Origin of the sequence: Bradyrhizobium erythrophlei, assembly GCF_042430365.1 — a bacterium.
In the GTDB taxonomy this organism is placed as follows: domain Bacteria; phylum Pseudomonadota; class Alphaproteobacteria; order Rhizobiales; family Xanthobacteraceae; genus Bradyrhizobium; species Bradyrhizobium erythrophlei.
Genome location: NZ_JBHMET010000018.1, coordinates 55,198 through 76,997, shown reverse-complemented (window position 1 = coordinate 76,997; position 21,800 = coordinate 55,198). Strand labels below are relative to the sequence as shown.

20 protein-coding genes are annotated in these 21,800 nt (G+C 65.0%); 10 read left to right on the top strand and 10 right to left on the bottom strand.

The features are described from left to right. Positions 1-295: 295 nt before the first annotated feature. From ACFFWD_RS02510 to ACFFWD_RS02490, 5 genes are all read right to left on the bottom strand, one after another. Entirely contained in the window at positions 296-4,609 is a 4,314-nt protein-coding gene (locus ACFFWD_RS02510; RefSeq protein ID WP_376961104.1) for an autotransporter domain-containing protein, read from the bottom strand. A gap of 425 nt (positions 4,610-5,034) precedes the next feature. Beyond that, entirely contained in the window at positions 5,035-5,805 is a 771-nt protein-coding gene (locus tag ACFFWD_RS02505) for an exodeoxyribonuclease III (RefSeq protein WP_376961102.1), read from the bottom strand. Positions 5,806-5,937: 132 nt separating this feature from the next. After that, positions 5,938-7,197: an alanine racemase gene (gene alr / locus ACFFWD_RS02500; protein WP_376961100.1), complete on the bottom strand. Its 1,260-nt coding sequence runs from the start codon at positions 7,195-7,197 to the stop codon at positions 5,938-5,940. A 48-nt stretch (positions 7,198-7,245) separates the two neighbouring features. Next, positions 7,246-8,748, bottom strand: coding sequence for a replicative DNA helicase (locus ACFFWD_RS02495; RefSeq protein ID WP_376961098.1), 1,503 nt, complete (start codon positions 8,746-8,748; stop codon positions 7,246-7,248). A 294-nt stretch (positions 8,749-9,042) separates the two neighbouring features. Further along, positions 9,043-9,165: a hypothetical protein gene (locus tag ACFFWD_RS02490; RefSeq protein ID WP_376961096.1), complete on the bottom strand. Its 123-nt coding sequence runs from the start codon at positions 9,163-9,165 to the stop codon at positions 9,043-9,045. 133 nt (positions 9,166-9,298) lie between these two features. On the opposite strand from ACFFWD_RS02490, the gene ACFFWD_RS02485 reads away from it, so the two are divergent. Then, a complete protein-coding gene (locus ACFFWD_RS02485; RefSeq protein ID WP_376961094.1) occupies positions 9,299-9,520 on the top strand; it encodes a hypothetical protein in 222 nt (73 codons plus the stop codon). Between the two features lie 20 nt (positions 9,521-9,540). On the opposite strand, the gene ACFFWD_RS02480 is transcribed toward ACFFWD_RS02485, so the two are convergent. Next, positions 9,541-10,794, bottom strand: coding sequence for a cyclopropane fatty acid synthase (locus ACFFWD_RS02480; protein ID WP_376961092.1), 1,254 nt, complete (start codon positions 10,792-10,794; stop codon positions 9,541-9,543). 263 nt (positions 10,795-11,057) lie between these two features. Between ACFFWD_RS02480 and ACFFWD_RS02475 the strand changes: the two genes are divergently transcribed. The 3 genes from ACFFWD_RS02475 (at position 11,058) to ACFFWD_RS02465 (ending at position 13,285) form a co-directional block, all read left to right on the top strand. Beyond that, complete coding sequence (locus tag ACFFWD_RS02475; protein WP_376961090.1) at positions 11,058-12,128, top strand: hypothetical protein; 1,071 nt, start codon at positions 11,058-11,060, stop codon at positions 12,126-12,128. Positions 12,129-12,218: 90 nt separating this feature from the next. Then, positions 12,219-12,824 carry a TetR/AcrR family transcriptional regulator gene (locus ACFFWD_RS02470; RefSeq protein ID WP_376961088.1) on the top strand — a complete coding sequence of 202 codons (606 nt, stop codon included), beginning with the start codon at positions 12,219-12,221 and terminating at the stop codon, positions 12,822-12,824. Further along, positions 12,821-13,285 (top strand): PaaI family thioesterase, encoded by a 465-nt coding sequence (locus tag ACFFWD_RS02465; RefSeq protein ID WP_376961086.1) that lies wholly within the window; start codon positions 12,821-12,823, stop codon positions 13,283-13,285. Before ACFFWD_RS02470 ends, ACFFWD_RS02465 begins: the two co-directional genes overlap by 4 nt. A gap of 39 nt (positions 13,286-13,324) precedes the next feature. Here the strand turns inward: ACFFWD_RS02465 and rplI are convergent, their stop codons facing one another. The 4 genes from rplI to rpsF all read right to left on the bottom strand — a co-directional run bounded on the left by rplI (position 13,325) and on the right by rpsF (position 15,796). Further along, positions 13,325-13,927, bottom strand: coding sequence for a 50S ribosomal protein L9 (rplI, locus tag ACFFWD_RS02460; protein WP_376961084.1), 603 nt, complete (start codon positions 13,925-13,927; stop codon positions 13,325-13,327). A gap of 54 nt (positions 13,928-13,981) precedes the next feature. Further along, the gene (locus ACFFWD_RS02455; RefSeq protein ID WP_376961082.1) at positions 13,982-14,950 is read right to left on the bottom strand and encodes a DUF2232 domain-containing protein; all 969 of its coding nucleotides are present in this window, start codon (positions 14,948-14,950) and stop codon (positions 13,982-13,984) included. A gap of 126 nt (positions 14,951-15,076) precedes the next feature. Next, complete coding sequence (rpsR, locus tag ACFFWD_RS02450; RefSeq protein ID WP_007592020.1) at positions 15,077-15,316, bottom strand: 30S ribosomal protein S18; 240 nt, start codon at positions 15,314-15,316, stop codon at positions 15,077-15,079. Between the two features lie 6 nt (positions 15,317-15,322). Then, positions 15,323-15,796, bottom strand: a complete 474-nt coding sequence (rpsF, locus tag ACFFWD_RS02445; protein ID WP_376961073.1) for a 30S ribosomal protein S6 — start codon at positions 15,794-15,796, stop codon at positions 15,323-15,325. A 348-nt stretch (positions 15,797-16,144) separates the two neighbouring features. Between rpsF and ACFFWD_RS02440 the strand changes: the two genes are divergently transcribed. The 6 genes from ACFFWD_RS02440 to fabF all read left to right on the top strand — a co-directional run bounded on the left by ACFFWD_RS02440 (position 16,145) and on the right by fabF (position 21,691). Next, the gene (locus ACFFWD_RS02440) at positions 16,145-16,855 is read left to right on the top strand and encodes a TetR/AcrR family transcriptional regulator C-terminal domain-containing protein (protein ID WP_376961071.1); all 711 of its coding nucleotides are present in this window, start codon (positions 16,145-16,147) and stop codon (positions 16,853-16,855) included. Beyond that, complete coding sequence (locus ACFFWD_RS02435) at positions 16,852-17,877, top strand: fatty acid desaturase family protein (protein ID WP_376961070.1); 1,026 nt, start codon at positions 16,852-16,854, stop codon at positions 17,875-17,877. The genes ACFFWD_RS02440 and ACFFWD_RS02435 overlap by 4 nt, the downstream gene beginning before the upstream one ends. Before the next feature lie 211 nt (positions 17,878-18,088). After that, the gene (gene fabD, locus ACFFWD_RS02430) at positions 18,089-19,042 is read left to right on the top strand and encodes an ACP S-malonyltransferase (RefSeq protein WP_376961068.1); all 954 of its coding nucleotides are present in this window, start codon (positions 18,089-18,091) and stop codon (positions 19,040-19,042) included. Between the two features lie 20 nt (positions 19,043-19,062). After that, positions 19,063-19,800 (top strand): 3-oxoacyl-[acyl-carrier-protein] reductase, encoded by a 738-nt coding sequence (gene fabG / locus ACFFWD_RS02425; protein WP_376961066.1) that lies wholly within the window; start codon positions 19,063-19,065, stop codon positions 19,798-19,800. 289 nt (positions 19,801-20,089) lie between these two features. Next, positions 20,090-20,329 carry an acyl carrier protein gene (locus tag ACFFWD_RS02420; RefSeq protein ID WP_002716125.1) on the top strand — a complete coding sequence of 80 codons (240 nt, stop codon included), beginning with the start codon at positions 20,090-20,092 and terminating at the stop codon, positions 20,327-20,329. Positions 20,330-20,425: 96 nt separating this feature from the next. Then, positions 20,426-21,691, top strand: coding sequence for a beta-ketoacyl-ACP synthase II (fabF, locus tag ACFFWD_RS02415; RefSeq protein WP_376961061.1), 1,266 nt, complete (start codon positions 20,426-20,428; stop codon positions 21,689-21,691). The last annotated feature ends 109 nt before the right edge of the window (positions 21,692-21,800 follow it).

Here is a 21,800-nt window from a genome sequence, read left to right as displayed (position 1 = left end):
TAAAAAATTGAATCAGCAAATTCTCGCTACGGCGAGAGGTTTTTCAGCAGACTGCTAGGTTTTTCGGGGGCGATCAGGCCGGTGATCATGCATCGGCCTGATCGTATGAGCCGCAGCGCGTGCTCGTCGTCAGACGCGCGTCGCGTTGAGTGCGGACTGGCGACATAGGCCGCAGGCACGCTCCGGGACGCCGATCCCGAGCCACGCGGAATGCGTGTCTCGAGGGATCTGGCCTCACTGTCGCCTCATCATGCGATACGGCGCAAGGGCGCCGCCTCAAGACCTCTTCTGCAAATCACCACTGATAGCGCACGACGCCCTTGCCGGCATAGGAGCGCGTGACGTTGGAGAACGCACCTTCGAACGTCGCCGCCGTCGACCAGCCGTTCAGCCATTTCATCTCGGCAGAGGCGGTCGTCAGTGCGGACTCGCTCGCCTGGGCCGCACCGTTGACCACAAAGCTCGCTCCAGGAAGCGTCTGGAAGGTAGCACCGATCGAACGGTCCGGATTGAAATCATGGGCCCAGGCGAGGCGACCACGCAGCGTGAGCACACCGTCTGTCATGGCAAAGGACCGGTCGGTACGAACGCCGAGTTCGGTGCGCGTATCCGTCACGCTCTTTGCGCCATAGGCCAGCGCGAAAGCGCTGCTGCCTGCGAGCACCTGCTCGACATAGGCCGGCAGGTTGAAGGTGGTGAATTGGCCCGCCGCGTATGGGGTCATGCCGATCCACGGCGTGACGAAGCGATAGCCGCCTTCGATCCGTCCGGAATAGGCGTTGGCGTTGAACTCGGCGCGCAGCCTGTCCACGCCGGCAACCGTCACGATGCGGTCGGTGGTGACATCCTGCCAGCCATAGGCCAGCGCTCCCGCGATGTAGGCCTGCCCGGCGGCGTGCCGGACGAAAGCACCGGCCTGGAACAGATCGGAGCGGCCAGTGCCGAGATTGTTCACGCTGAAATTGGTGCCGCCGCCGGCCAGCGCAAAGCCGAGCACGGTCCGCGGAGACAACAGGTAGTCCGCACCAACCGCGGTCCCGAAGATGCGGCTCGTGGCCGAGTTTGACCCGAGACCGCCACTGCCGTCGGAGGTCTGCGATCCGCCGAAGCCGGCAGCCCAGACGCTCCAATGTGGATCGCGGATCGTGCTCGGGAGCGGCGCCTTGTAGACGGCGGCAAAGGCATCGCGCTCGGCGCCGCCACGCACCTTGTCCTTCGCCGCATAGGCGCTCGCGCTTCCTCTCTCGTCTGCGTAGGCCGGCGCACCACCCTGCGGCGCACCGCCATCGTCTCGCCCGGCGATGAAGGGATCGAGCAGCGCTCCCACGAACTGATCCATCGCCTGGAACGTCGTCTGCTGCGAGCCGGTTGCGGTTTCGCCCGACACCTGCGTCAGCCCGGCAGGGCCGATGGCGCCGAACAGCACGGGAATGCTTGCTCCCGAGTTGAAGGCGTTGGTCACCGCGCCAAGCACATTCTTCTGATTGGTATTCAGGCCCGCTGTGCTCGGTGCAAAACTGTAGGTCAGATAGGCATCCTGTGCGTCGTAGCTCACGCTTGCGGTGAAGCCGGCCGGCGTGCCCGCGACAGATGCGAAGCTGCCGCTGATCCCGCCGGTTGCGTTGAGGATCAGATATTTGCTTGCAATCGAACTCCCCGAGAACGCCGTGAACAGGCTTGCGCCGCCGAGCGTGGCCGTGCCTTGCACGAGCGTCTTGCCGCTGTTCGTCCCGGTGATCTGCACGAGGTAGCTTGCCGCCGCCGTGAACACCAGATTGCCTTGTACGGTTAGCGTACCGACAGGGTTGCCGGGCGCCAGGATGCCGCCATTGACGAAGGTGTTGCCGACTGTGCCGGTGCCTGCGAGCGCAGCGCCGGCGTTGACGGTCGTCAGCGACGACGATGCGATCGATCCATTGACGATCAGCATACCCGAACCGACCGTTGTGGCGCCCGTATAGGTCTCGATGCCTGTCAACGTCAGCGTTCCCGTGCCGGCCTGCAACAGCTGGCCGGGTCCGCTGATCGTCCCGTTGAAAGCGAAGGCATCGGAGCGATTGAAAGCGAGGATCTTGTTGGTGCTCGCGTCGCAAGATGGATCGGCGACATTGTTGCAGAAGGCGACATTGCCTTGAATGCTGCCGCGCGCGCCACCATTGCCGATCACCATCATGCCGCGGTCGATCGTGGTGCCGCCGGCATAGGTCGCATTGCCGATGACGGTCAGCGTTCCCGTGCCGTATTTGATCAACGGACGATTGCCTGTCAGCACCGCCGCATCAGGGGTGGAGTCGTTGTCGGCAAGGCCAAATTGCAGAACTGACGCGCTGGCAAAATGGCTTGTCACATCGTACAGCAGCCATGCGCCCCGACCGGCCGTCGCGACCGTGAGCGTGTCGGCCTTCGCATTGTATTGGAGGCCCGTGACCAGCGCGTTTGGCAGACCCGAACCGAAGCGACGCCAGCCCGAGAGGTTTCCGGTTGAATCGCTATCGGCGGTGGCGATCGGGTTGCCGGCGTTGTCGGCATTGTTCAGGCCGCCAACCAGCAACGCGGCCACGCCGTTGCTGTCGATAAAACCGAGGGACGTTGGGCGGATAAGGTTGGCGGGCAGATTGACCGTCAACGTCTGAAACGTCGTGCCCTGATTTGTCGTGCCATACAGATTCTGGCTATCGGCGATGAAGAAGCGGGAATCCGATCTGGTGTCGAATTTGACGGACGTTGGCGTAAGCCCCGCATAGGCCGGCAGGTTGACGAGAGAACTCGCCGTGGACGTCGTGCTTAGCCACAGCTTGCCTGCGGGATCGTTGTACGGCCCGGATCCAACCAGCAACGCGTTGACATTGTTGCGCGTGCCGTAGTCGAGTGCGCTGGCCGGATCAGTGGTCGAACCAACCGTGGTCAGTGCGAGCGTTATGTTGCTCGCACCGACCCCGTTTGCGCCGGAAAGCGTATCCCGCGTCACGTACACGTTGCCGTCACTGAGCGCCATGCGTGTGGGGTCGATATTGTTGAGGACGAGCGGAGCCGAGAAGTAGCTAAACGAAAGGCCGCCAAAACTCACATTGGCTTGATGGGTGATATTGCCGTTGCGATCGACGATCGTGCGAACCGCGCAGTCCAGGAATTGGCAGGTCGTATAGAGAGCGCTGCTGGTCCCAAGCGTGGTGTCGTTGACGCGGGCGTTGATTCCGTCGCCGCCGCCGATCGAATTATAGGTTTTGTTGCCCGGAGCCGATTGATAGGCGCTGCCGTTGTCCTGGGCGGACACCACCAGACGCTTGCTGTTGGCGTCGAATGAGGCCGAATAAAGCTCCATCACAGAGAAATTGTTCAGCCCGGAAAAGCTTCCGCCGTTCGTGAGAGGATTGCTCCGCGCGTAAAGTCCGCCGTCGGTCCCGATCAGCAGCCGACCCGAGGCGTCGAAGATCAGGGACCGGCTGTCCGGATGGGTGGTCGAGCCGTTGGTCGTGTTGACCGGCGTCCCGTTATCGTCGCTCATCAGGGTGATCGTGTTGCTGCTGGCGTTCACCCGGGCAATGGCAAGCGCGTTAATCCCTCCGTTGCTGCCGTAGTTGTTGTCGCCGGACACGTAGATGATGTTCGAATGGGTCGGGTCGATCGCCAGCGCAATATTGACAGGGGCCTGACCGCCCTGATTGATATTGGGGGGCGTCAGACCGGTCCACGTCCCGCCGTTGTTGCTTGAATAGAACAATCCTGAGAGCACGCCGCTGCTGAGATTGACCACGCCCACCGCGATCGTTCCGGCCGGTCCGGCCGTCAGCTTGATTGTCGTCTGCGCACCGGCTGTGATCGTGCCTGCGCTGTCCGCCGAGGTGAACACCGCTGACCAGGTCGCACCGCCGTCGGTGCTGCGGTAGACGGCCGTCTGCGCCAAGGTGGCGGAGCTGCTTGCCGAAACCGCGGCATAGAACGTATTTGGATGGGCGGGATCGCCGACCAGCGAGGTGACCGGCCCGGGCGGTAGACCGTTGCCAGGACCGACGAGCGTGAACGTGGTCCCGCCATCCGTGCTTCGATACAAGCCGCCCGAGTAGAGCGAGGCTGCCGCCTCCATCACGCGGGGCTCGGCGGTCGCGGCCAGGATCGTCGAACCGCGTGCGGCCACGTCGACGACGCTTTGTCCTCTGAAGGTTGTCGCGCCAAGACGCGAAAAGCTCGCTCCCCCGTCGGTGCTGTAGAGGAGGCCGGCCTGTACGCCGCCGAACATTTGAGGTGTGGAGAACACCGAGTTCGAGGCAAATCCGCCGTTGGAGAGATTGCCGTTGCCCGCAATCAGGGTCTGGTGCGTTGGATCAGTCGGGTCGAGCGACAGGCTCCCGATCGAAAGCGAGAGCTTCTGGTCGGTGAGTGGGGTCCAGCTTGTCCCGGCATTCGTCGTCTTCCAAATACCGCCGCCGACGGAGCCGACGTAGATCACGTTGGAATTTGACGGGTCTGTTGCGATGGCTTCGACCGCACCGGTTACCGTTCCGTTCGGGGGATTGTCGCCGCTTCCGACCGAGTTGCGTGGCCCAACCGCGGGGCCGGGCCCTTCGCTGTTAAAGGTTGAGCCGATCTGGACCTCAGCCAGGGCTGCCACGGGCAGCAACATCGCCGAGACAAGCGTAAGGCCGGCCGCAAAACGACCAGGCCTCGAAAATACATGTGACACCACAAACGCCCCCAAAGAAAAAGCTCTGCCTTTACACGCGCAAATTGGCGCGCGAGCCCCAAAGGCAGAGCCTTGCGCTCGGCAACCTATTCAGGAGTCACGGCGAGGTCGATCTATTTCCAGCTACTTTCCAAAGATTTCCATGGGTGCAATCGGCACCCGGCTTTCCCTGCGCCCTCTGTTGAGAGGGAGGGCGGAGATCTCAGAAAACCTCGGACGCATTGCGCCGCGAGAACGCGGATGTGTGGCTTTCACCCCGTCATTGCGAGGAGCGAAGCGACGAAGCAATCCATGCTTCCGCGTGCTTGGCGCGATGGATTGCTTCGCTTCGCTCGCAATGACGGCGGAGAGGATCACTTCAACACCACCCACGCCGGCGCGTGGTCGCTTGCGCCGTCCTCGCCTCTGATTTCGCGGCCGACGCCGGCTTTCTTCAGCCGTGACGCGACGGCGGGGCTGAGCAGGAGATGATCCAGCCGCAAGCCGGCGTCGCGCGGCCAGCGGTTGCGCTGGTAGTCCCAGAAGGTGAACATCGGCTCGTCGGGATGCAGTGTGCGGATCGCATCGCACCAGCCCTGGTCGACCAGCGCCTCGAACGCGGCGCGGCTCTTCGGCTGGATCAGCGCATCCTTGTCCCAGGAGCGCGTCGGATAGATGTCGAGCGGCGTTGGCGCGACATTGTAGTCGCCGGCGAGCACGACCGGGACGCCCTGCTTGAGCAGGCCTTTCGCATGCGCGGAGAGCCGCTTGAACCAGGCGAGCTTGTAGTCGAACTTCGGACCCGGCTGCGGATTGCCGTTTGGCAGATAGAGGCTGGAGACGACGATGCCGCGAACGGCGGCCTCGATGTAGCGCGCCTCGTGGTCATTGCGATCGCCGGGAAGGGCGGTGCGGATCAAGACCGGCTCGGCCTTGCGCGCCAGGATCGCAACCCCGTTCCAGGTCTTCTGGCCCTGCCACACCGCGCCGTAGCCGGCCTTTTCGATCGCGGAGAGCGGAAACTCCGCGTCGCTCGCCTTGAGCTCCTGCAACGACACCACGTCGGGCTTCGCTGCGCCGAGCCAGCGCAACAGGTTCGGCAGGCGGCGGTTGATGTTGTTGATGTTGAAGGTCGCGATCTTCATGCCAGAGCGTTTTCGAGCGAAGTGGACAGCGGTTCGCGTGAAGAAAACGCGTCAAAGCAAGAATCCAGAGTTTCGGTTCTGATTCAATCAGAACCGAAGTACTCGGGCACGGGATCGCGAGCTCTTCTGCGGTCAGCTCGATGCGGCAGCCTGCTCGGCCGGCAGCGGCGGAGGGGCGGCGGGCGCGGCCGCCGGCTCAACGGCGGCGTCGCCCGTTTTGGCGACAGCATCCCCGCCCTTGTAGACCCGGTGGAATCGGCGGCCGAGGCTGGTCAGCACTTCGTAGCCGATGGTGCCGAAATGATGCGCGACCTCGTCGACCGTGATGCCTTCGCCGATCAGCGTCACCATGTGGCCGCGCCGCACCGCGTTCTTGTCGAGGTCGGTGACGTCGACCGCGATCAGATCCATCGAGACGCGTCCGGCGATCGGGCAGCGCTTGCCGGCGACGATGACTTCGGCACCGCGGGTGCCGTCATTGGCGCTGGCAGCGCGGAAATAGCCGTCGGCATAGCCGGCGGAAACGATCGCAAGCCGGGTCGGCCGCCGCGCGGTCCAGGTGCCGCCATAGCCGACGGTCTCGCCGCGATCGATGTTGCGGATCTGGGTGATGCGCGCCTTGAGGTCGACCACCTGCTGCATCGGATTGTCGGCCTCCGGCGTCGGGTTGACGCCGTAGAGGGCTGCGCCCGGCCGCACCATCTCGAACTGGAATTGCGCACCGAGATAGACGCCGGAGGAGTTCGCCAGCGACGCCGGCACGCCGGTGAACAGGCTCGCGATCTCGCGGAAATTGGTGAGCTGCCTGGCATTGGTCGGATTGTTGAGCAACTCGGCGGAGACGAGGTGGCTCATGACAAGCGTGATGCCGTGGTCGCCGGCATTGATGCGCGGGATGATGCCCTGCGCCTCGCTGATCGTGAGCCCGAGCCGGTTCATGCCGGTGTCGATATGAACGGCCGCGCCGCCGGACCAGCCGGAGCGGCGGCAGAACACGTCCCATTCGGCGAGCTCGTTGAGGTCGCCGATCACGGGCTTGCAGTCGATCTTGGCGTAGCTGTCGCCGGTGTTCTGGAAGAAGCCGCCGAGCGAATAGAGGGTCGCGGTCGGGGCCGCGGCGCGGACAGCGGCGGCTTCCTCGACATTGGCGACGAAGAAGGTCTTGCAGCCGGCATTGGCGAGCGCGCGGGCGACCTGCTCGGCGCCGCAGCCATAGGCGTTGGCCTTGACCACGGCGGCGCATTCGGCCGGCACCGCCGTCTTCTCCAGCTTGCGCCAGTTGGCGACGATGGCGTCGAGGTCGACGGTCAGGATGCCGGTGGCGGTCGGATGGGCCGCCAACAGGTTGGCCTCGGGTGTCAGCTGCGATTTCGCGTCGGTCACGATGTCCATGCGTTAGTTGTACGCGTGGGGCTTGTCGCGTTCAACCGCTGCGCCGCATCAATAGCCGCGGTCAGGAACCTGGCCGTCGGGCGCGAGGTCGCCGAACCGCGTCACACTGGCCTCGAAGTGCAGTTCGACGGTGCCGGTCGGGCCGTGGCGCTGCTTGCCGATGATGACTTCGGCCTTGCCGTGGGCGAGGCCCATTTCGGTCTGCCACTTCTCGTGCTCGGGGGTGCCGGGGCGCGGCTCCTTGTTCGCGAGGTAATATTCCTCACGATAGACGAACATCACGACGTCGGCGTCCTGCTCGATCGAACCGGATTCACGCAGGTCGGAGAGCTGCGGACGCTTGTCGTCGCGGTTTTCGACCTGACGCGAGAGCTGCGACAGCGCAATCACCGGGACGTTCAGTTCCTTCGCCAGCGCCTTGAGGTTCGTGGTGATTTCGGTGATTTCCTGGACGCGGTTGTCGGTGCCGCGCTTGCCCGAGCCCTGCAACAGCTGGATGTAGTCGATCACGATCAGGTCAAGGCCCTTCTGCCGCTTGAGGCGGCGGGCGCGGGCGGTGAGCTGCGAGATCGACAGGCCGCCGGTCTCGTCGACATAGAACGGCAGCGACTGCAATTCGATCGAGCAATCGCGGATCTTCTCGAAGTCCAGTTCGCTGATGCCGCCGCGGCGGATGTGGCTCGACGGGATACCGGTGCGCTCGGCGAGAATACGGGTGGCGAGCTGCTCGCCGCTCATTTCGCAGGAGAAGAAGCCGACGCAGCCGCCGTTGACGGCCTTGACGGTGCCGTCCGCCTGCACCTCGGGCACATAGGCCTTGGCGATGTTGTAGGCGATGTTGGTGGCGAGCGAGGTTTTGCCCATGCCGGGGCGGCCGGCGAGAACGATGAGGTCGGAGGGCTGCAAGCCGCCCATACGGGCGTCAAGGTCGCGCAGGCCGGTCGAGATGCCGGACAATTTGCCGTCGCGCTGGAACGCTTTCGCCGCCATGTCGACGGCAACCGTGAGGGCCTGCGAGAAACGCTGAAAGCCGCCGTCATAGCGGCCGGTCTCGGCGAGCGAGTAGAGCTGCCGCTCGGCGTCCTCGATCTGGGCGCGTGGGGCAAAATCGACAGGCGCATCGTAGGCGACGTTGACGATGTCCTCGCCGATCTGGATCAGGTTGCGGCGCAGGCTGAGGTCATAGACGGTGCGGCCGTAGTCCTGCGCGTTGATGATGGTGGTCGCTTCTGCGGCGAGACGGGCGAGGTACTGGCCCACCGTCATGCCGCCGATATCTGTGTCGGCCGGCAGAAAGGTTTTCAACGTCACGGGGGTCGCGACCTTGCCCATCCGGATCAGCGAGCCTGCGGTCTCATAGATCGTCTGGTGCAGCGGTTCGAAGAAGTGCTTCGGCTCCAGGAAGTCCGATACCCGGTAGAACGCGTCATTGTTGACCAGGATCGCGCCCAGCAGGCCCTGTTCCGCTTCAATGTTGTGCGGCGCGCTCCGGTAGGCCGGTGTTCCGGCATCGGGCGCGAGCTTGTGGACGTTCGAATCAATCAGGGCCATGGACCAGCTTATTCTTCTGATTTCGTCGTTACTGGGATTTTCGGGTGTGGGGCGGCGATAAAGCGCCAGCCCGGCACGAAGCGAAAGGACGGATGTGCCTTATGCACGATTCACACAATGCGATGTGTGATTCCGGAAAGGACGGATGCATTCCGCTTGACGGTGTCCGTGCAGAATCGGTCGGCGGCGCGGCCGACGATCAGCGTGGCTGGAAGCAAAAGGACGGCCGGGGCTGAACCTTTTCCCGGGCCGGCGGACCCATCGAAAGGTGAGGGACCTGTTCGCGCCGAGTCCTCAGACCAGGACGAGGAAGGCGAGCGCAATGACGGCAGCCGCAACGCCGGCCGCAATCAGGGCGTAGTCGGTCGCGATATCACGCTGCGGGTCGAGCATCGATTGGTAGGTCTTGGGGGCCATTCCGGACCTCTACGACAGTCCGGGCAGGTCCTCTGTGAACCAGATCACACCTGCCGCACATTCTTTGCGGCAGGGTCGCCGGAACGCTCCGGTGGTTTCCGGGTTGTTACTGCAGGCGAGAGATACGGGGACGATGGCGCAGGAGTTTCAGACATCGCGGCTTCAAACCGGACGCACCCAAAGCGTCGACCGGCGCTGGCTGTCGATGCTGATCGATGCCATGGAGCACGCCGCCCGTCCCAAGATCCGGAACACCGCCTGCGACGCCGCGGTAATTTCGGCCGTTTCAGCCCATCTGGCGCAGCCCGCTTCCGCCTTTGGCCATTGCGGTTCGGCCTACAGCCTCCGGAACTAGGCCTTTGCCATTCACAAGACTTACTCGCCGGCCAACTGCAGCCGGGGCTGGCCCGCATTCTGTTCCTTGACTCGCAACCGCGCTTCCTCGCGCACGATGTAGTCGCGCGTCATCGGAACGACGCCCTGCCGCTTGGTGAGCTGGAGCTGGAAGTTCATCATGTTCTGCTTGCGGAACGACATCTCGGATGCGGCGAGGTAAAATTCCCACATCAGCGCGAAGCGTTCGTCGTACAGCCGGACGGCCTCTTCGCGCCGCGCCATGAAGCGCTCCCGCCATGCCTTCAGCGTCTCGGCGTAGTGCAACCGCAGGATTTCCATGTCGCAGACCAGAAGGCCGGCCTTCTCGATCGCGGGCATCACCTCGGACAACGCCGGAATGTAGCCGCCGGGGAAAATGTACTTGGAGATCCAGCCGCTGGTGACGTCGGGGCCGGTCGAACGGCCGATCGAATGGAGCAGCATGACACCGTCGCCGCTGAGCAGCTCGGCGCAGCGCTTGAAGAAGGTCTCGTAGAAGGCGACCCCGACATGCTCGAACATGCCGACCGACACGATGCGGTCGAAGGGACCCGGAATGTCGCGATAATCCTGCAGCAGGAACCGCGCCGACTGCGCCAGGTTCTTCTCGGCGGCGCGGGCGTTGGCGATCTGCAGCTGCTCGGTCGAGAGCGTGACGCCGGTCACGTCGGCGCCGGTCATCTCGGCGAGATAGAGGCCAAGCCCGCCCCAGCCCGAGCCGATGTCGAGCACGCGGTTGCCGGGCTGGATCAAAAGTTTTGCGGCGAGGTGACGCTTCTTGGCGAGCTGGGCGTCGTCCAGCGTCATATCGGGCGCTTCGAAATAGGCGCAGCTATATTGCTTGTCGGCGTCCAGGAAAAGCGAGTAGAGGCGGCCGTCGAGATCGTAGTGGTGGGCGACGTTGGTCCGAGAACGGCCGCGTACGTTGAGCTGCTGGGCGCGCCGCACGAGGTAGCGCAGCCACCATTGCAGCCGGGAAATATTCGGCAGCATTTCGGCCTGGCCCATCAGGATCGCCAGCACGTCCGCGATGGTGCCTTGCTCCACCACGAAGCTGCCGTCCATGAAGGCTTCGCCGAGGTACAGTTCGGGATTGAGGAGGACGCGGCATTCGGCCGACGTCGTCAGGAAACGCACGGTCACCGGCTCGCCGGTGCCGTCCCCACACGTAAACTTCATCCCGCTCGCGGTCGTGAACGTGATCGAACCGCGCTGAATGAAGTGCCCCAAGACGTATCGCAACAAACGGTCCATCGAAACACCAACGGAGCGGCTGCAACCCTGACGCACATCGGAACAGATCGTTCCAAAGTGTGTCAACCATCACATAGGCAAGATAAGGGGGAATTGAAGCGGCACTATTGCGTTGGCGTCAAAGCGGATATTCCCAAATGTGACAATCACGTGGATGCGTCATAGATGCGCTTCCATTCGCGGGATAATCGGCTAAAAGGTGACCGCCGCGGCCGGTCGCGCGACCCGGGCGGCGATTTTTCCGGATCCGGAGACCAGTGGGAATGTTGAGCCGAGCGCTCAGTCTGGCGGCGGTGACGCTTTTGAATGGCTGCCTTTCGGCAGGATCGGCGCACGCGCAGGCCACCAACCTCGAGGCCGGCAAGAGCCCCTCCCAGATTTTCGCAGGTGCCTGCAGCGCTTGCCACAAGAGCCCGCGCGGCCTCCTGAAGAGCGTACCGGCGGCGTCGCTGCCGGGCTTTCTGCGCCAGCACTATACGACGTCCAGCGACATGGCCGGAGTGCTTGCAGGCTATCTCGTCTCCAACGGCGCCAACGACCCGCGCTACCAGGCCAAGGATCAGCCCAAAGGTGGCAGGGAGGGCGGCAAGGACGCCAAGCAGGAGGCGCGGCAGTCGGCACCGACGGACCAGCCCGAGCACGCGGGACGGCGGCAGCGTCCGGCTGCCGAGGCGCCAAGGCCCGACGCCGACGGCCTGACGCCCCAGGGCGAGGGACATCCCGGCCAGAAGGGCCGGCGCATGGCGCGCCCGACCGAGGCGCCCGAGGGGACCAAGCCCGCCGACGGCCAGACGCCGCAGGCCGAGGAGGCGAGGCCGGCCTCCCGGAAGAAGCTCGGCCGTCGCGGCAAGCCCGTCGAGGAGCCGAAGCCCGAAGCGTCCAAGCCGAACGCTTCCGAGCCCGACGATACGGCGGCGAAAGACGACGCCAAGACCACGACTGCCAAGACCGACTCGTCGGCCAAGGGCGACGACAAGGCGGCGATCGCCAAGCCGGCTCCCGAAAGCAAATCCGACAGCGCCAAGGCCGATGTCCCCAAGGAGAGCGTCGGCAGCGAGCCGACGCCGCTGCGGCCCGATCCCGTGCCGCCGGTGACCCCGGCACCTCCGGTGACTGCGGCTCCGCCGGCTCCGGCTGCCTCTCCGGCGCCGTCCCAGTCGACCGCCCCGGCTGCCTCGCCAGCTCCCGCGGCCAGCGCACCCGAGCCGGCGGCAAGCCCGGCCGCCGCCGCTTCGCCCGTGCCGGCACCGGCGCCTGCGCCGGTCACCGCTGCCGCGCCGCCGACACCGCCGGTCGCGCCGGCCGGCCCGCCCGAACCACCGATCTCCAAGTAACCACGATGGGGGACCATCAGCGCATGTACCCAAGCTTGACCATCACTAGAGTAGTACTCTAGAGTAATGATCTAGACGGATGAGCCAAGGATGACGACGGCGCGCGAGGATTTGCTGGCAGCGGGACTGAAGGTGTTCGACCGCGACGGATTTGAGGGCGCAACCGTCGCCGCGATCCGCACTCGCGCAGGCGCCTCGAACGGCAGCTTCTTCCACTTCTTCGCCTCCAAGAAGGAGCTCGCCGGCACCCTGTTCCTGGAAATCCTGCAGAATTACCACGCCGCGGCGGTCGCTTCCGTCGATGCCGATTGCGGCGCCGCCGACGGCGTCGGGCGGCTGATCCGGGCGCATCTGGATTGGGTCGTGACCAACCGGCGCGAGGCGCGCTTCCTGTTCGAGATCTCGCGCAGCGAATGGAGCGAGGAGGTGCGCGGCGCGCAGCGCGCCCAGAACTCGCGGCTGGCCAAGGGGATCGAGCGCTGGCGGGCACCGCTCCTGGCACGCGGCGAATTGCTGCCGATGAGCGCGGTGCTGTTCTTCAGTCAGATCATCGGCCCGGCGCAGGTGTTCTGCCGCGCCTTTCTGTCGGGGCGCGACCGCAGCGATCCGCGCGGGCAGGTCGAGACGCTGATCGCGTGTGCGATCCGCGCCGTGGTGGCGCCCGGCGCACAGGGACAAGCAGGAGGACAATCATGACCGCAGACACCGATCCGGACTTCGCGCCGATCGCAACGCGCATTCGCAGCAATGTCGGCCGCCAAGGCTTCATGACCCATGTCGGCGCGGAATTGTCGGAATTGTCGCGCGGCGCCTGCACGCTCGAGGTCGACCGGCGTCCGGAATTGCTGCAACAGAACGGCCTGTTTCACGGCGGCGTGACGGCCTTCCTGGTCGACAACGCGACGACGATCGCGGCCGCCGCGTCGCGCGGCCAGCCGGCGCTGACGGCGGAATACAAGCTCAACTTGTTGTCGCCGGCGTCGGGCGACCGCCTGATCTGCCGCGCGCGGGTGATCAAGCCGGGCCGTCAGGTCGCGGTGGTCGCGGCTGATGTTTTCTGCGTGATCGACGGCGAGGAGAAGCACACCGCGACCGCGTTGGCCTCGATCGCGATGCTCGACGAGAAGGCGGCGGCACGAATCCAAAGCCCGGCCTGATGGGGCCGGGCTTCAGTCGATCGAATGATGAAGGAGAGCTTACTTCTCTTCTTCGGCGGCCGGCGCCGGCGCGGCCTCGTCGTGCTGGGCTTCCGGATCGAAGAATTCGCCGGCGGCGGCCAGCGCCTCGGCGGCGGCGTCCTGGTCTTCCTGGCGGGTCGAGATGTCCTCGCCGCGCTTGATGCGGTCGGCTTCCTCGGCGCTGCGGGCGACCGTGACGGTGACGCTGGTCTCGACTTCGGGGTGAACGGCGATCGTCACCTTCTGCTGGCCGATCACCTTGATCGGCGAGTCGAGCCAGACCTGCGGACGGGAGACGGTGATGCCGTCGGCGGCGAGCGCGACAACGATGTCGCGGACCGAGACCGAGCCGAACAGCTGGCCGGATTCCGAGGCCTGGCGGATGATGATGATGTCGCGGCCGTCGATCTTCTCGGCGACCTTGGACGCTTCACCCTTGGCCTTGATGTTGTTGGCCTCGAGCTCGGCCTTCATGCCGTCGTACTTGGCGCGGTTCGCCTCGGTGGCGCGCAGCGCCTTGCCGCGCTTCAGCAAGAAGTTGCGGGCGAACCCGTCCTTGACGCGCACGACTTCGCCCATCTGGCCAAGCTTGGCGACGCGTTCCAGCAGAATGACTTCCATTTTCGTTCTCCTTTGAGATGCTCAGTAATTGGACTTGAGTGGTGGTTAGAAATTTCACGATGCGGGCAGCGGCGGCGGCCGGCCGCGGTAGCGTTGCCGCAATCCGAACAGGGCGTCGGCGACGCCGAGGGCGACCATCGCGAAGATCGGCCAGCCGAACACGACGATGATGGTGTAGGTGCCGGCGAGCCAGAAGCCGCGGTTGCTGAGCGACAGCGTCAGCGTATGCAGCACGGCGAGACCGACCAATGCGTAGGCGATCACGAGCGCGGTGGTGACGACCTGCGCCAGAATGGCGATTATGCCGCCGACGAAACACAATCCCACGGCCGCCGAGAGAGCGACCAGCGTCATCGGCGGCAGCGTGGTGCTGCGCAGATCCGGCCAGGGCCGATGCAACCGCCCCGAGGTCTGCGTCACCTTGCCTGCAAGCCACAGGTTCACCGTCAGCGTAATCATCGCAACGACGGTTGCCGCAATCGGCGCGATGAACACGAAGATGTCGACCAGCCTTTCGAGGTCGCGGCCGGCTGCACCGTCGCCAGCGGTCAGGACTCGTAACAGGCCGCGCCGCAGGGCTCCGGTGATCGTCTCGACGTCGGCGCCGAGCGTCAGCAGAGTGCCGGTCGTCGTCAGCAAGGCAAAGGCCGCGATCCAGAGCAGGATGCGACCGACCGGATACCATTCAAGCTGGGGCGGCGCCGGTTCGGCGGTCGCCTCTGCCGGCGCGTCGGCGATCGGGCGGCCAAGCAGCGCAAGATGGCCGAGCCACCAGCCGGGCAGGGCGACCATCACGGCAAAGGCGATGCAGTAGGGCAGTCCGAACATCGCACCCAAAACCGAGGCCGCAGCGATGCCGCCGATGGCCGCGGCAAGCGGTCCCCAGCCGAGCGCCGTCACCATCAGTGGCAGCGGCGCGAGGTAGAACAGGAGCAACGAGATCAGCGCGCCCGAAATGAGCGAGGCGAACATCAGCGCCGACGCAGCGCCGGCCGCAAGTGCAACGGTGAGGATCGCGATCATCAGCTGTCCCGCCCCTTTCGAGCGGTTAGAGGCTCTTCGACGAGAACCCCAACCATCGGCGACCGGACGACCCGGACGCCTTATGAAGATAAGCGGCCGGCGGCGTGTAGCCGCCGGCCGGAGAGCTTAGCGAATGACGTAGGGCAAGAGGCCGAGGAAACGCGCGCGCTTGATGGCGCGGGCGAGTTCACGCTGCTTCTTGGCGGAAACGGCAGTGATGCGGCTCGGCACGATCTTGCCGCGCTCGGAGACGTAACGCATCAGCAGCTTGGAGTCCTTGTAGTCGATCTTCGGCGCATTCGCGCCCGTGAACGGGCAGGACTTGCGGCGACGGAAAAACGGACGGCGTGCACCAGCTTCAGCCATGATTCTTTACTCCTCGGTCGCTGCGTCTTCTTCGCGCGGACGGCGCGGGCCACGATCGCCGCGGAAGCCGCCGCCGTCGCGATCACGATCGCCACGGAAGCCGCCTTCGCGGTCGCCGCGGAAGCCGCCGCCACGATCATCGCGCTCGCGGTCACGGTCGGCCTTGCGCATCATCGCCGACGGGCCTTCCTCGTGCTCTTCGACGCGCACGGTGAGATAGCGGATGACGTCTTCGCTGATCCGCTCCTGGCGCTCGATCTCGGTGACGACCGACGACGGCGCGTCGATGTTCATCAGCACGAAATGCGCCTTGCGGTTCTTGTTCATGCGGTAGGTGAGGGAGCGCACGCCCCAGTTCTCGGTCTTGGTGACCTTGCCGCCGCCCTGTTCGACGATGCCCGTCATCTGGGCCGTCAGTTCTTCCACCTGCTGGGTGCTCGCGTCCTGACGCGCGAGGAAAACATGCTCGTAAAGAGGCATGGGTGTCCTTTCCTGTGTTGGCGCGGTTCCCGGCGACAAGCCCTTCGAGACCTTCGGAAAGGACTCGATGTTGCTCAGAAGGCGAAAGCACGGGACGACGGGCCGACTGGCCCTGCCACATCAAAATCAACGCGTGAAATTGCTGAGACCGTCCGTTCAGCTCCCGGCCGGGACCCACGGATGCGCGCTTTATAAGGATTTTGGCCGTGATGGCAAGCGCTCTCGGGCGGCCCAGGGCCAAGCGCGAAGACGCTCCGGAAGCTCATTCAATTAATAAATGGGCTTGGTCTGAAGTTCCACGTTGATTTCTTTGTTTGTATAGCATACAAATATCTTGGGAGGACGATGATGGGTTCAGAGACCGCTGCCGGCATGCCTGCGCCCGATCCGAAGCACGCTGTCCGCGCGACGCGGTCGGCGGGCCGCAAGATGCGATCCCTGCTGCTCGATGGCGCGAGCCGCCTGTTCAAGGAGCGCGGGCTTTCCGGCACGTCGATCTCCGACATCGCCGCAGCCGCCGACGCCTTTCCGAGCCAGATCACCTATTACTTCCGTACCAAGGAGGCGCTGTTCGTCGAAGCCGCCTGCCGCGACATGCTCTATCTGGCGCGGGCGACCGAGCAGGCGGCGCTGAAGGCGCATACGCCGCGCGGCTACACGCACGCGCTGGCCGAGACCGTGACCGCGACCGACACGGTGGCCTTCTTCGCGGAGGCCTTGACCCTGACCCGGCGTCGCCAGGACCTCGCGCCGCTGGTGGAGCGCACGATCGAGCGCCTGCACAGCGAGGGCGCGCGCGCCTATGCGAGCCAGGTCGAGCAGCACGGCTGGCGAACGCTGCGGGCGCCGGAGGAGAGCTCACGACGGTTCTGGGCGGTTGCGATCGGCGTCATCGTCGAAGGTTTTGCCATGGGCCGTGCCGCAGACGAGATGTGCCGCGAATTGCTGCGCGCGCTCGGCGAGCAGGCGACCGCCACATCCGCAGGCGACGGCGCACGGCTGCGTCTGGTCGGCGACCACGACACTTTACCCTCATCGGACGGGGAGACGAATTCATGACCGCGCTTCGCATGCGTGCCCGCGATTTTCTCACCGAGGATCAACTGATCGCCGTACGTGAGCGCGTGACCTGGAAAGGCGCAGCGCTGATCGCGCATGCATGGGCGCTGATCCTGGGAGCGATCGCACTTGTCGCGTGGTGGCCCAATCCGTTCACCTATCTGCTTGCGGTTGCGATCATCGGCTCGCGGCAGCTCGGGCTCGCGATCCTGATGCATGACGGCGCGCATGGCTGTCTCTCGGCGGACGAGAAGACCAACCTGACGCTGAGCCAGTGGTTCTGTGCCTATCCGATCTTCGCCGAGACGCGCGGCTATCGCCGCTATCACCTGCAGCATCACGCGCGCACGCAGCAGGAGGACGATCCCGATCTCGTGCTGTCGGCGCCGTTTCCGATCACGCGGATGAGCTATCGCCGCAAATTCTTCCGCGACATCACCGGACAGACCGGCTACCAGCAGCGCAAGGCGCAACTGCTCAACGCGCTCGGCCCGAAGGAGTGGCCGCTGTTGCGGCGCGCAGCGAATTTCTGGGAGAAACTAGGTCCGCAATGCGTGACCAATGCGGTGCTGTTCGCGGGGCTCGCCGCCGCCGGCGTGTGGTGGGCCTATCCGCTGCTATGGCTGGTGCCGCTGCTCACCTGGATGATGGTGATCACCCGCATCCGCAACATCGCCGAGCACGCCGTGGTGCCCGACAGCTCCGACCCGTTACGCAACACCCGCACCACGCACGCCAATTTCCTCGAGCGGCTGTTCATCGCGCCTTACTACGTGAACTATCACCTCGAGCATCACCTGCTGTTCTACGTACCCTGCTACAACCTGCCGCGCGTCCACCGCATCCTGAGCGAAAGTCGGTATGCCGGCCGGATGGAGGTGCAGCCGGGCTACACGGCCGTGCTGCGGCTCGCGACCGCCAGACCCGACGCCGAGGATCGCCCGGGGCAATTGGTCAACAGCGCGCGTCGGGCGCGGGCCGGCGCAGAGGTTAACGCCGACCAGAATGCCGGCGGGTTCTAGCCGGAGGGGGCCGGCGTCCCCAGGGGTTCCGCCGGCGCGGCTTGACATTCCGGCCTTGGTCAGTGTCTTACGGCCCGGTCCAGGACTGAGTGCATGGCACGGTCCGGACCCGCCGAGGCGCGTTTCGCGCGACGCGGACACCGTTTTTCCCTGCGACAAACGCGGAACGCGTTTGCGCGGAGATCACGCTCAAACGAGGTAGGGAGCGCCGATGACGGCAGCATTCACGTTTCCCGGGCAGGGCTCGCAGGCGGTCGGCATGGGCAAGGCCCTGGCCGATGCCTATCCCGTGGCTAAGGCGGTGTTCGACGAGGTCGATGCGGCGCTCGGCGAGAAGCTGACCGCGACGATCTGGGACGGTCCGGCCGAGACGCTGCAACTCACCGAAAACGCCCAGCCGGCGCTGATGGCGGTCTCGATCGCCACCTTGCGGGTGCTGGAGAGCGAAGCCGGCTTCTCCGTCGGCCGCGACGCGGCCTTCGTCGCCGGGCACTCGCTCGGCGAGTATTCGGCGCTGGCCGCGGCCGGCAGCCTGACCGTCAGCGACACCGCGCGGCTGTTGCGCACCCGCGGCTTGGCCATGCAGAAGGCGGTGCCGGTCGGGGCCGGGGCGATGGCGGCGCTGCTCGGGCTTGACTACGAGGCCGCGGTGGCGGTCGCCAACGAGGCCGCCCAGGGCCAGGTCTGCCAGGCCGCCAACGACAATGGCGGCGGGCAGGTTGTGGTCTCGGGCGACAAGGCGGCGGTCGATCGTGCCGTCGAGATTGCCAAGACCAGGGGGGCAAAACGCGCGATGTTGCTGCCGGTGTCGGCGCCCTTCCATTGCAAGCTGATGCAGCCGGCGGCCGACGCGATGGCGCAGGCGCTGGCCGGCGTCACCATCAAGGCGCCGGCCGCGCCGCTCGTCTCCAACGTGCTGGCGTCCGCCATCACCGATCCCGACGAGATCCGTCGTCGCCTGGTCGAGCAGGTCACGGGCACGGTGCGCTGGCGCGAGTCGGTCGCCTACATGGCCGGCCAGGGCGTCACGCGGTTCTTCGAGATCGGCGCCGGCAAGGTCTTGAGCGGGTTGGTCAAACGTATCGCGGACGGCGCGGTCGGCGTCTCGGTCGGCGGTCCGAACGACATTGCTGCGGCCAAGGACGCGTTGGCGGCTTCGAAGTAAGCAGCCGAGAGGAGATTTCCATGTTCGATTTGACAGGCAAGACGGCGCTCGTCACCGGCGCGACCGGCGGCATTGGCGGGGCGATCGCACAGGCGCTGCACAAGCAGGGCGCGACCGTTGCAATCTCGGGCACGCGCCGCGAGGTGTTGGACGGCTTCGCCGCCAAGCTCGGCGAGCGCGTCCACGTGCTGCCCTGCAATCTCTCCGACAAGGCTGAGGTCGAAGCGTTGGTCCCGGCTGCCGAGGTGGCGATGGGGCAGGTCGAAATTCTCATCGCCAACGCCGGCATCACCCGCGACAACCTGTTCGTGCAGCTGCGCGACGAGGATTGGGATGACGTCATCGCCGTCAACCTGACCGCGACCTTCCGCCTGGCGCGCGCCGCGACCAAACTGATGATGCGCAAGCGCTTCGGCCGCATCATCGCGATCACCTCGATCGTCGGCGTCACCGGCAATCCGGGGCAGGGCAACTACACCGCGTCGAAGGCCGGCATCATCGGCCTGATCAAGACGCTGGGGGCCGAATATGCCAAGCGCGGCGTCACCGCCAACTGCATCGCGCCGGGCTTCATCAAGACGCCGATGACCGATGCGCTCAATGACAAGCAGCGCGAAACCATCCTTGCGAAGGTTCCTGCGGCGCGGCTCGGCACGCCCGAAGACATCGCCGCCGCGGCGGTCTATCTGGCCTCCAACGAGGCCGGCTACGTCACCGGACAAACGATTCACGTCAACGGTGGAATGGCTATGATTTGAGCCGCTTACTGGCTCTCGCAATGCGGCGAAAGGCCGTTTCCGGAAGCCGGTTCAGGCGTGTAGTCAAGGCTTGGGAAGTATGGTAGCTGAACCCCCCACGGATGGGCAAAGAACGCCATTGCAGGAATATGAAACCCTGTATATTTGGCGGGGCGACGCCTGCCGTTCGCCGGGGCTTAGTCGGCTACGACCGGGCCGAATCAAGACTATGCGCGATTGAGTAATCTAGACGACCACGATGGCTCGTATCGTCTTGGGGTCGGGTCCAATGGAACAACGAGGTTGAACGATGAGTGAGATTGGCGAGCGGGTTAAGAAGATTGTGGTCGAACACCTCGGTGTCGAACCCGAGAAGGTGGTCGATAGCGCAAGTTTCATCGACGACCTCGGCGCCGACAGCCTCGACACGGTCGAGCTCGTGATGGCCTTTGAAGAAGAGTTCGGTTGCGAGATTCCCGACGACGCCGCAGAGACGATTCTGACCGTCGGCGACGCGACCAAGTTCCTTGAGAAGAACGCGAAGAGCTGAGCCTTTCGCGGCAGTTGATGGAGCCGGACGGACCGTTGTCGAACGGTCCCCCGGTTTCTTATTATTGGCCGCCCATTGCGGGCCGGAGATATTGATATGAGGCGAGTGGTCGTCACGGGGCTGGGCATGGTGACGCCGCTCGGCTGTGGCGTCGACACCACCTGGACGCGCATCCTTGCCGGCCAGAGCGGCGCGCGCAAGATCGACACGTTCGAGGTTTCCGACCTGCCGAGTCAGGTCGCGTGCCTCGTTCCGCGCGGCGACGGCACCGACGGCACATTCAATCCCGATCAGTGGATGGAGCCGAAGGACCAGCGCAAGGTCGACGACTTCATCATTTTCGCAATGTGCGCGGCGAAGCAGGCGCTCGACGATGCCAACTGGCATCCCGAGACCGAGGAAGACAAATGCGCAACCGGCACTCTGATCGGCTCCGGCATCGGCGGCCTCTCGGGCATTGCCGATACTGCGATCGTCCTGAAGGAGCGCGGGCCGCGCAAGGTGTCGCCGTTCTTCATTCCGGGTCGTCTGATCAATCTGGCGTCCGGCTACGTCTCGATCGAGCACGGCCTTAAGGGCCCCAATCATTCGGTCGTCACCGCGTGCTCGACCGGCGCGCATGCGATCGGCGATGGCGCGCGGCTGATCGCGCTCGGCGATGCAGACGTGATGGTGGCGGGCGGTACCGAATCGCCGATCTGCCGGATCGGCATGGCCGGCTTCTGCGCGGCGCGCGCGCTCTCCACCGGCTTCAACGAGACGCCGCAGAAGGCCTCGCGTCCCTACGACAAGGACCGCGACGGCTTCGTCATGGGCGAGGGCGCGGGCATCGTGGTGCTCGAAGAGTACGAGCACGCGAAGAAGCGCGGCGCGAAGATCTACGCCGAGGTGACCGGCTATGGCCTGTCGGGCGATGCCTATCACATCACCTCGCCGTCGCCGGACGGCGATGGCGGCTTCCGCAGCATGAGCATGGCATTGAAACGAGCCGGCCTCACACCGTCCGATATCGACTACATCAACGCCCACGGCACCTCGACGCTGGTCGGCGATGAGATCGAGCTCGGCGCGGTCGAGCGGCTGCTCGGCAACGCCGCGTCGAAGGTGTCGATGTCCTCGACCAAGTCGGCAACCGGGCATCTGCTTGGTGCCGCCGGCGCGATCGAGGCGATTTTCGCGATCCTCGCGATTCGCGATAATGTCGCGCCGCCGACCATCAATCTCGATAACCCGTCGGTCCAAACGGCGATCGATCTGGTGCCGCACAATTCGCGCTCGCGCGAGATCAATGTGGCGCTGTCAAATTCCTTCGGTTTCGGCGGCACCAACGCCTCCGTGATCCTTCAGCGCGTAGCGAACTGAAGCGCGATCAAGCTTGGATGAATCAACATCGCGCTTTAGCTTGTTGTTTGAACATGATCTTCTCGGAAAACCGCCACATCCTTCTGCGGATCATGCTTTAAGTGTTTAG

What these genes read in the sequence shown, in the direction of transcription:
- ACFFWD_RS02505 (WP_376961102.1), bottom strand. Translation starts at nt 5,805, where the DNA reads ATGAAGATCGCGACCTTCAACATCAACAACATCAACCGCCGCCTGCCG.
- alr (WP_376961100.1), bottom strand. Translation starts at nt 7,197, where the DNA reads ATGGACATCGTGACCGACGCGAAATCGCAGCTGACACCCGAGGCCAAC.
- ACFFWD_RS02495 (WP_376961098.1), bottom strand. Translation starts at nt 8,748, where the DNA reads ATGGCCCTGATTGATTCGAACGTCCACAAGCTCGCGCCCGATGCCGGA.
- ACFFWD_RS02490 (WP_376961096.1), bottom strand. Translation starts at nt 9,165, where the DNA reads ATGGCCCCCAAGACCTACCAATCGATGCTCGACCCGCAGCGTGATATC.
- ACFFWD_RS02485 (WP_376961094.1), top strand. Translation starts at nt 9,299, where the DNA reads ATGGCGCAGGAGTTTCAGACATCGCGGCTTCAAACCGGACGCACCCAA.
- ACFFWD_RS02480 (WP_376961092.1), bottom strand. Translation starts at nt 10,794, where the DNA reads ATGGACCGTTTGTTGCGATACGTCTTGGGGCACTTCATTCAGCGCGGT.
- ACFFWD_RS02475 (WP_376961090.1), top strand. Translation starts at nt 11,058, where the DNA reads ATGTTGAGCCGAGCGCTCAGTCTGGCGGCGGTGACGCTTTTGAATGGC.
- ACFFWD_RS02470 (WP_376961088.1), top strand. Translation starts at nt 12,219, where the DNA reads ATGACGACGGCGCGCGAGGATTTGCTGGCAGCGGGACTGAAGGTGTTC.
- ACFFWD_RS02465 (WP_376961086.1), top strand. Translation starts at nt 12,821, where the DNA reads ATGACCGCAGACACCGATCCGGACTTCGCGCCGATCGCAACGCGCATT.
- rplI (WP_376961084.1), bottom strand. Translation starts at nt 13,927, where the DNA reads ATGGAAGTCATTCTGCTGGAACGCGTCGCCAAGCTTGGCCAGATGGGC.
- ACFFWD_RS02455 (WP_376961082.1), bottom strand. Translation starts at nt 14,950, where the DNA reads ATGATCGCGATCCTCACCGTTGCACTTGCGGCCGGCGCTGCGTCGGCG.
- rpsR (WP_007592020.1), bottom strand. Translation starts at nt 15,316, where the DNA reads ATGGCTGAAGCTGGTGCACGCCGTCCGTTTTTCCGTCGCCGCAAGTCC.
- rpsF (WP_376961073.1), bottom strand. Translation starts at nt 15,796, where the DNA reads ATGCCTCTTTACGAGCATGTTTTCCTCGCGCGTCAGGACGCGAGCACC.
- ACFFWD_RS02440 (WP_376961071.1), top strand. Translation starts at nt 16,145, where the DNA reads ATGGGTTCAGAGACCGCTGCCGGCATGCCTGCGCCCGATCCGAAGCAC.
- ACFFWD_RS02435 (WP_376961070.1), top strand. Translation starts at nt 16,852, where the DNA reads ATGACCGCGCTTCGCATGCGTGCCCGCGATTTTCTCACCGAGGATCAA.
- fabD (WP_376961068.1), top strand. Translation starts at nt 18,089, where the DNA reads ATGACGGCAGCATTCACGTTTCCCGGGCAGGGCTCGCAGGCGGTCGGC.
- fabG (WP_376961066.1), top strand. Translation starts at nt 19,063, where the DNA reads ATGTTCGATTTGACAGGCAAGACGGCGCTCGTCACCGGCGCGACCGGC.
- ACFFWD_RS02420 (WP_002716125.1), top strand. Translation starts at nt 20,090, where the DNA reads ATGAGTGAGATTGGCGAGCGGGTTAAGAAGATTGTGGTCGAACACCTC.
- fabF (WP_376961061.1), top strand. Translation starts at nt 20,426, where the DNA reads ATGAGGCGAGTGGTCGTCACGGGGCTGGGCATGGTGACGCCGCTCGGC.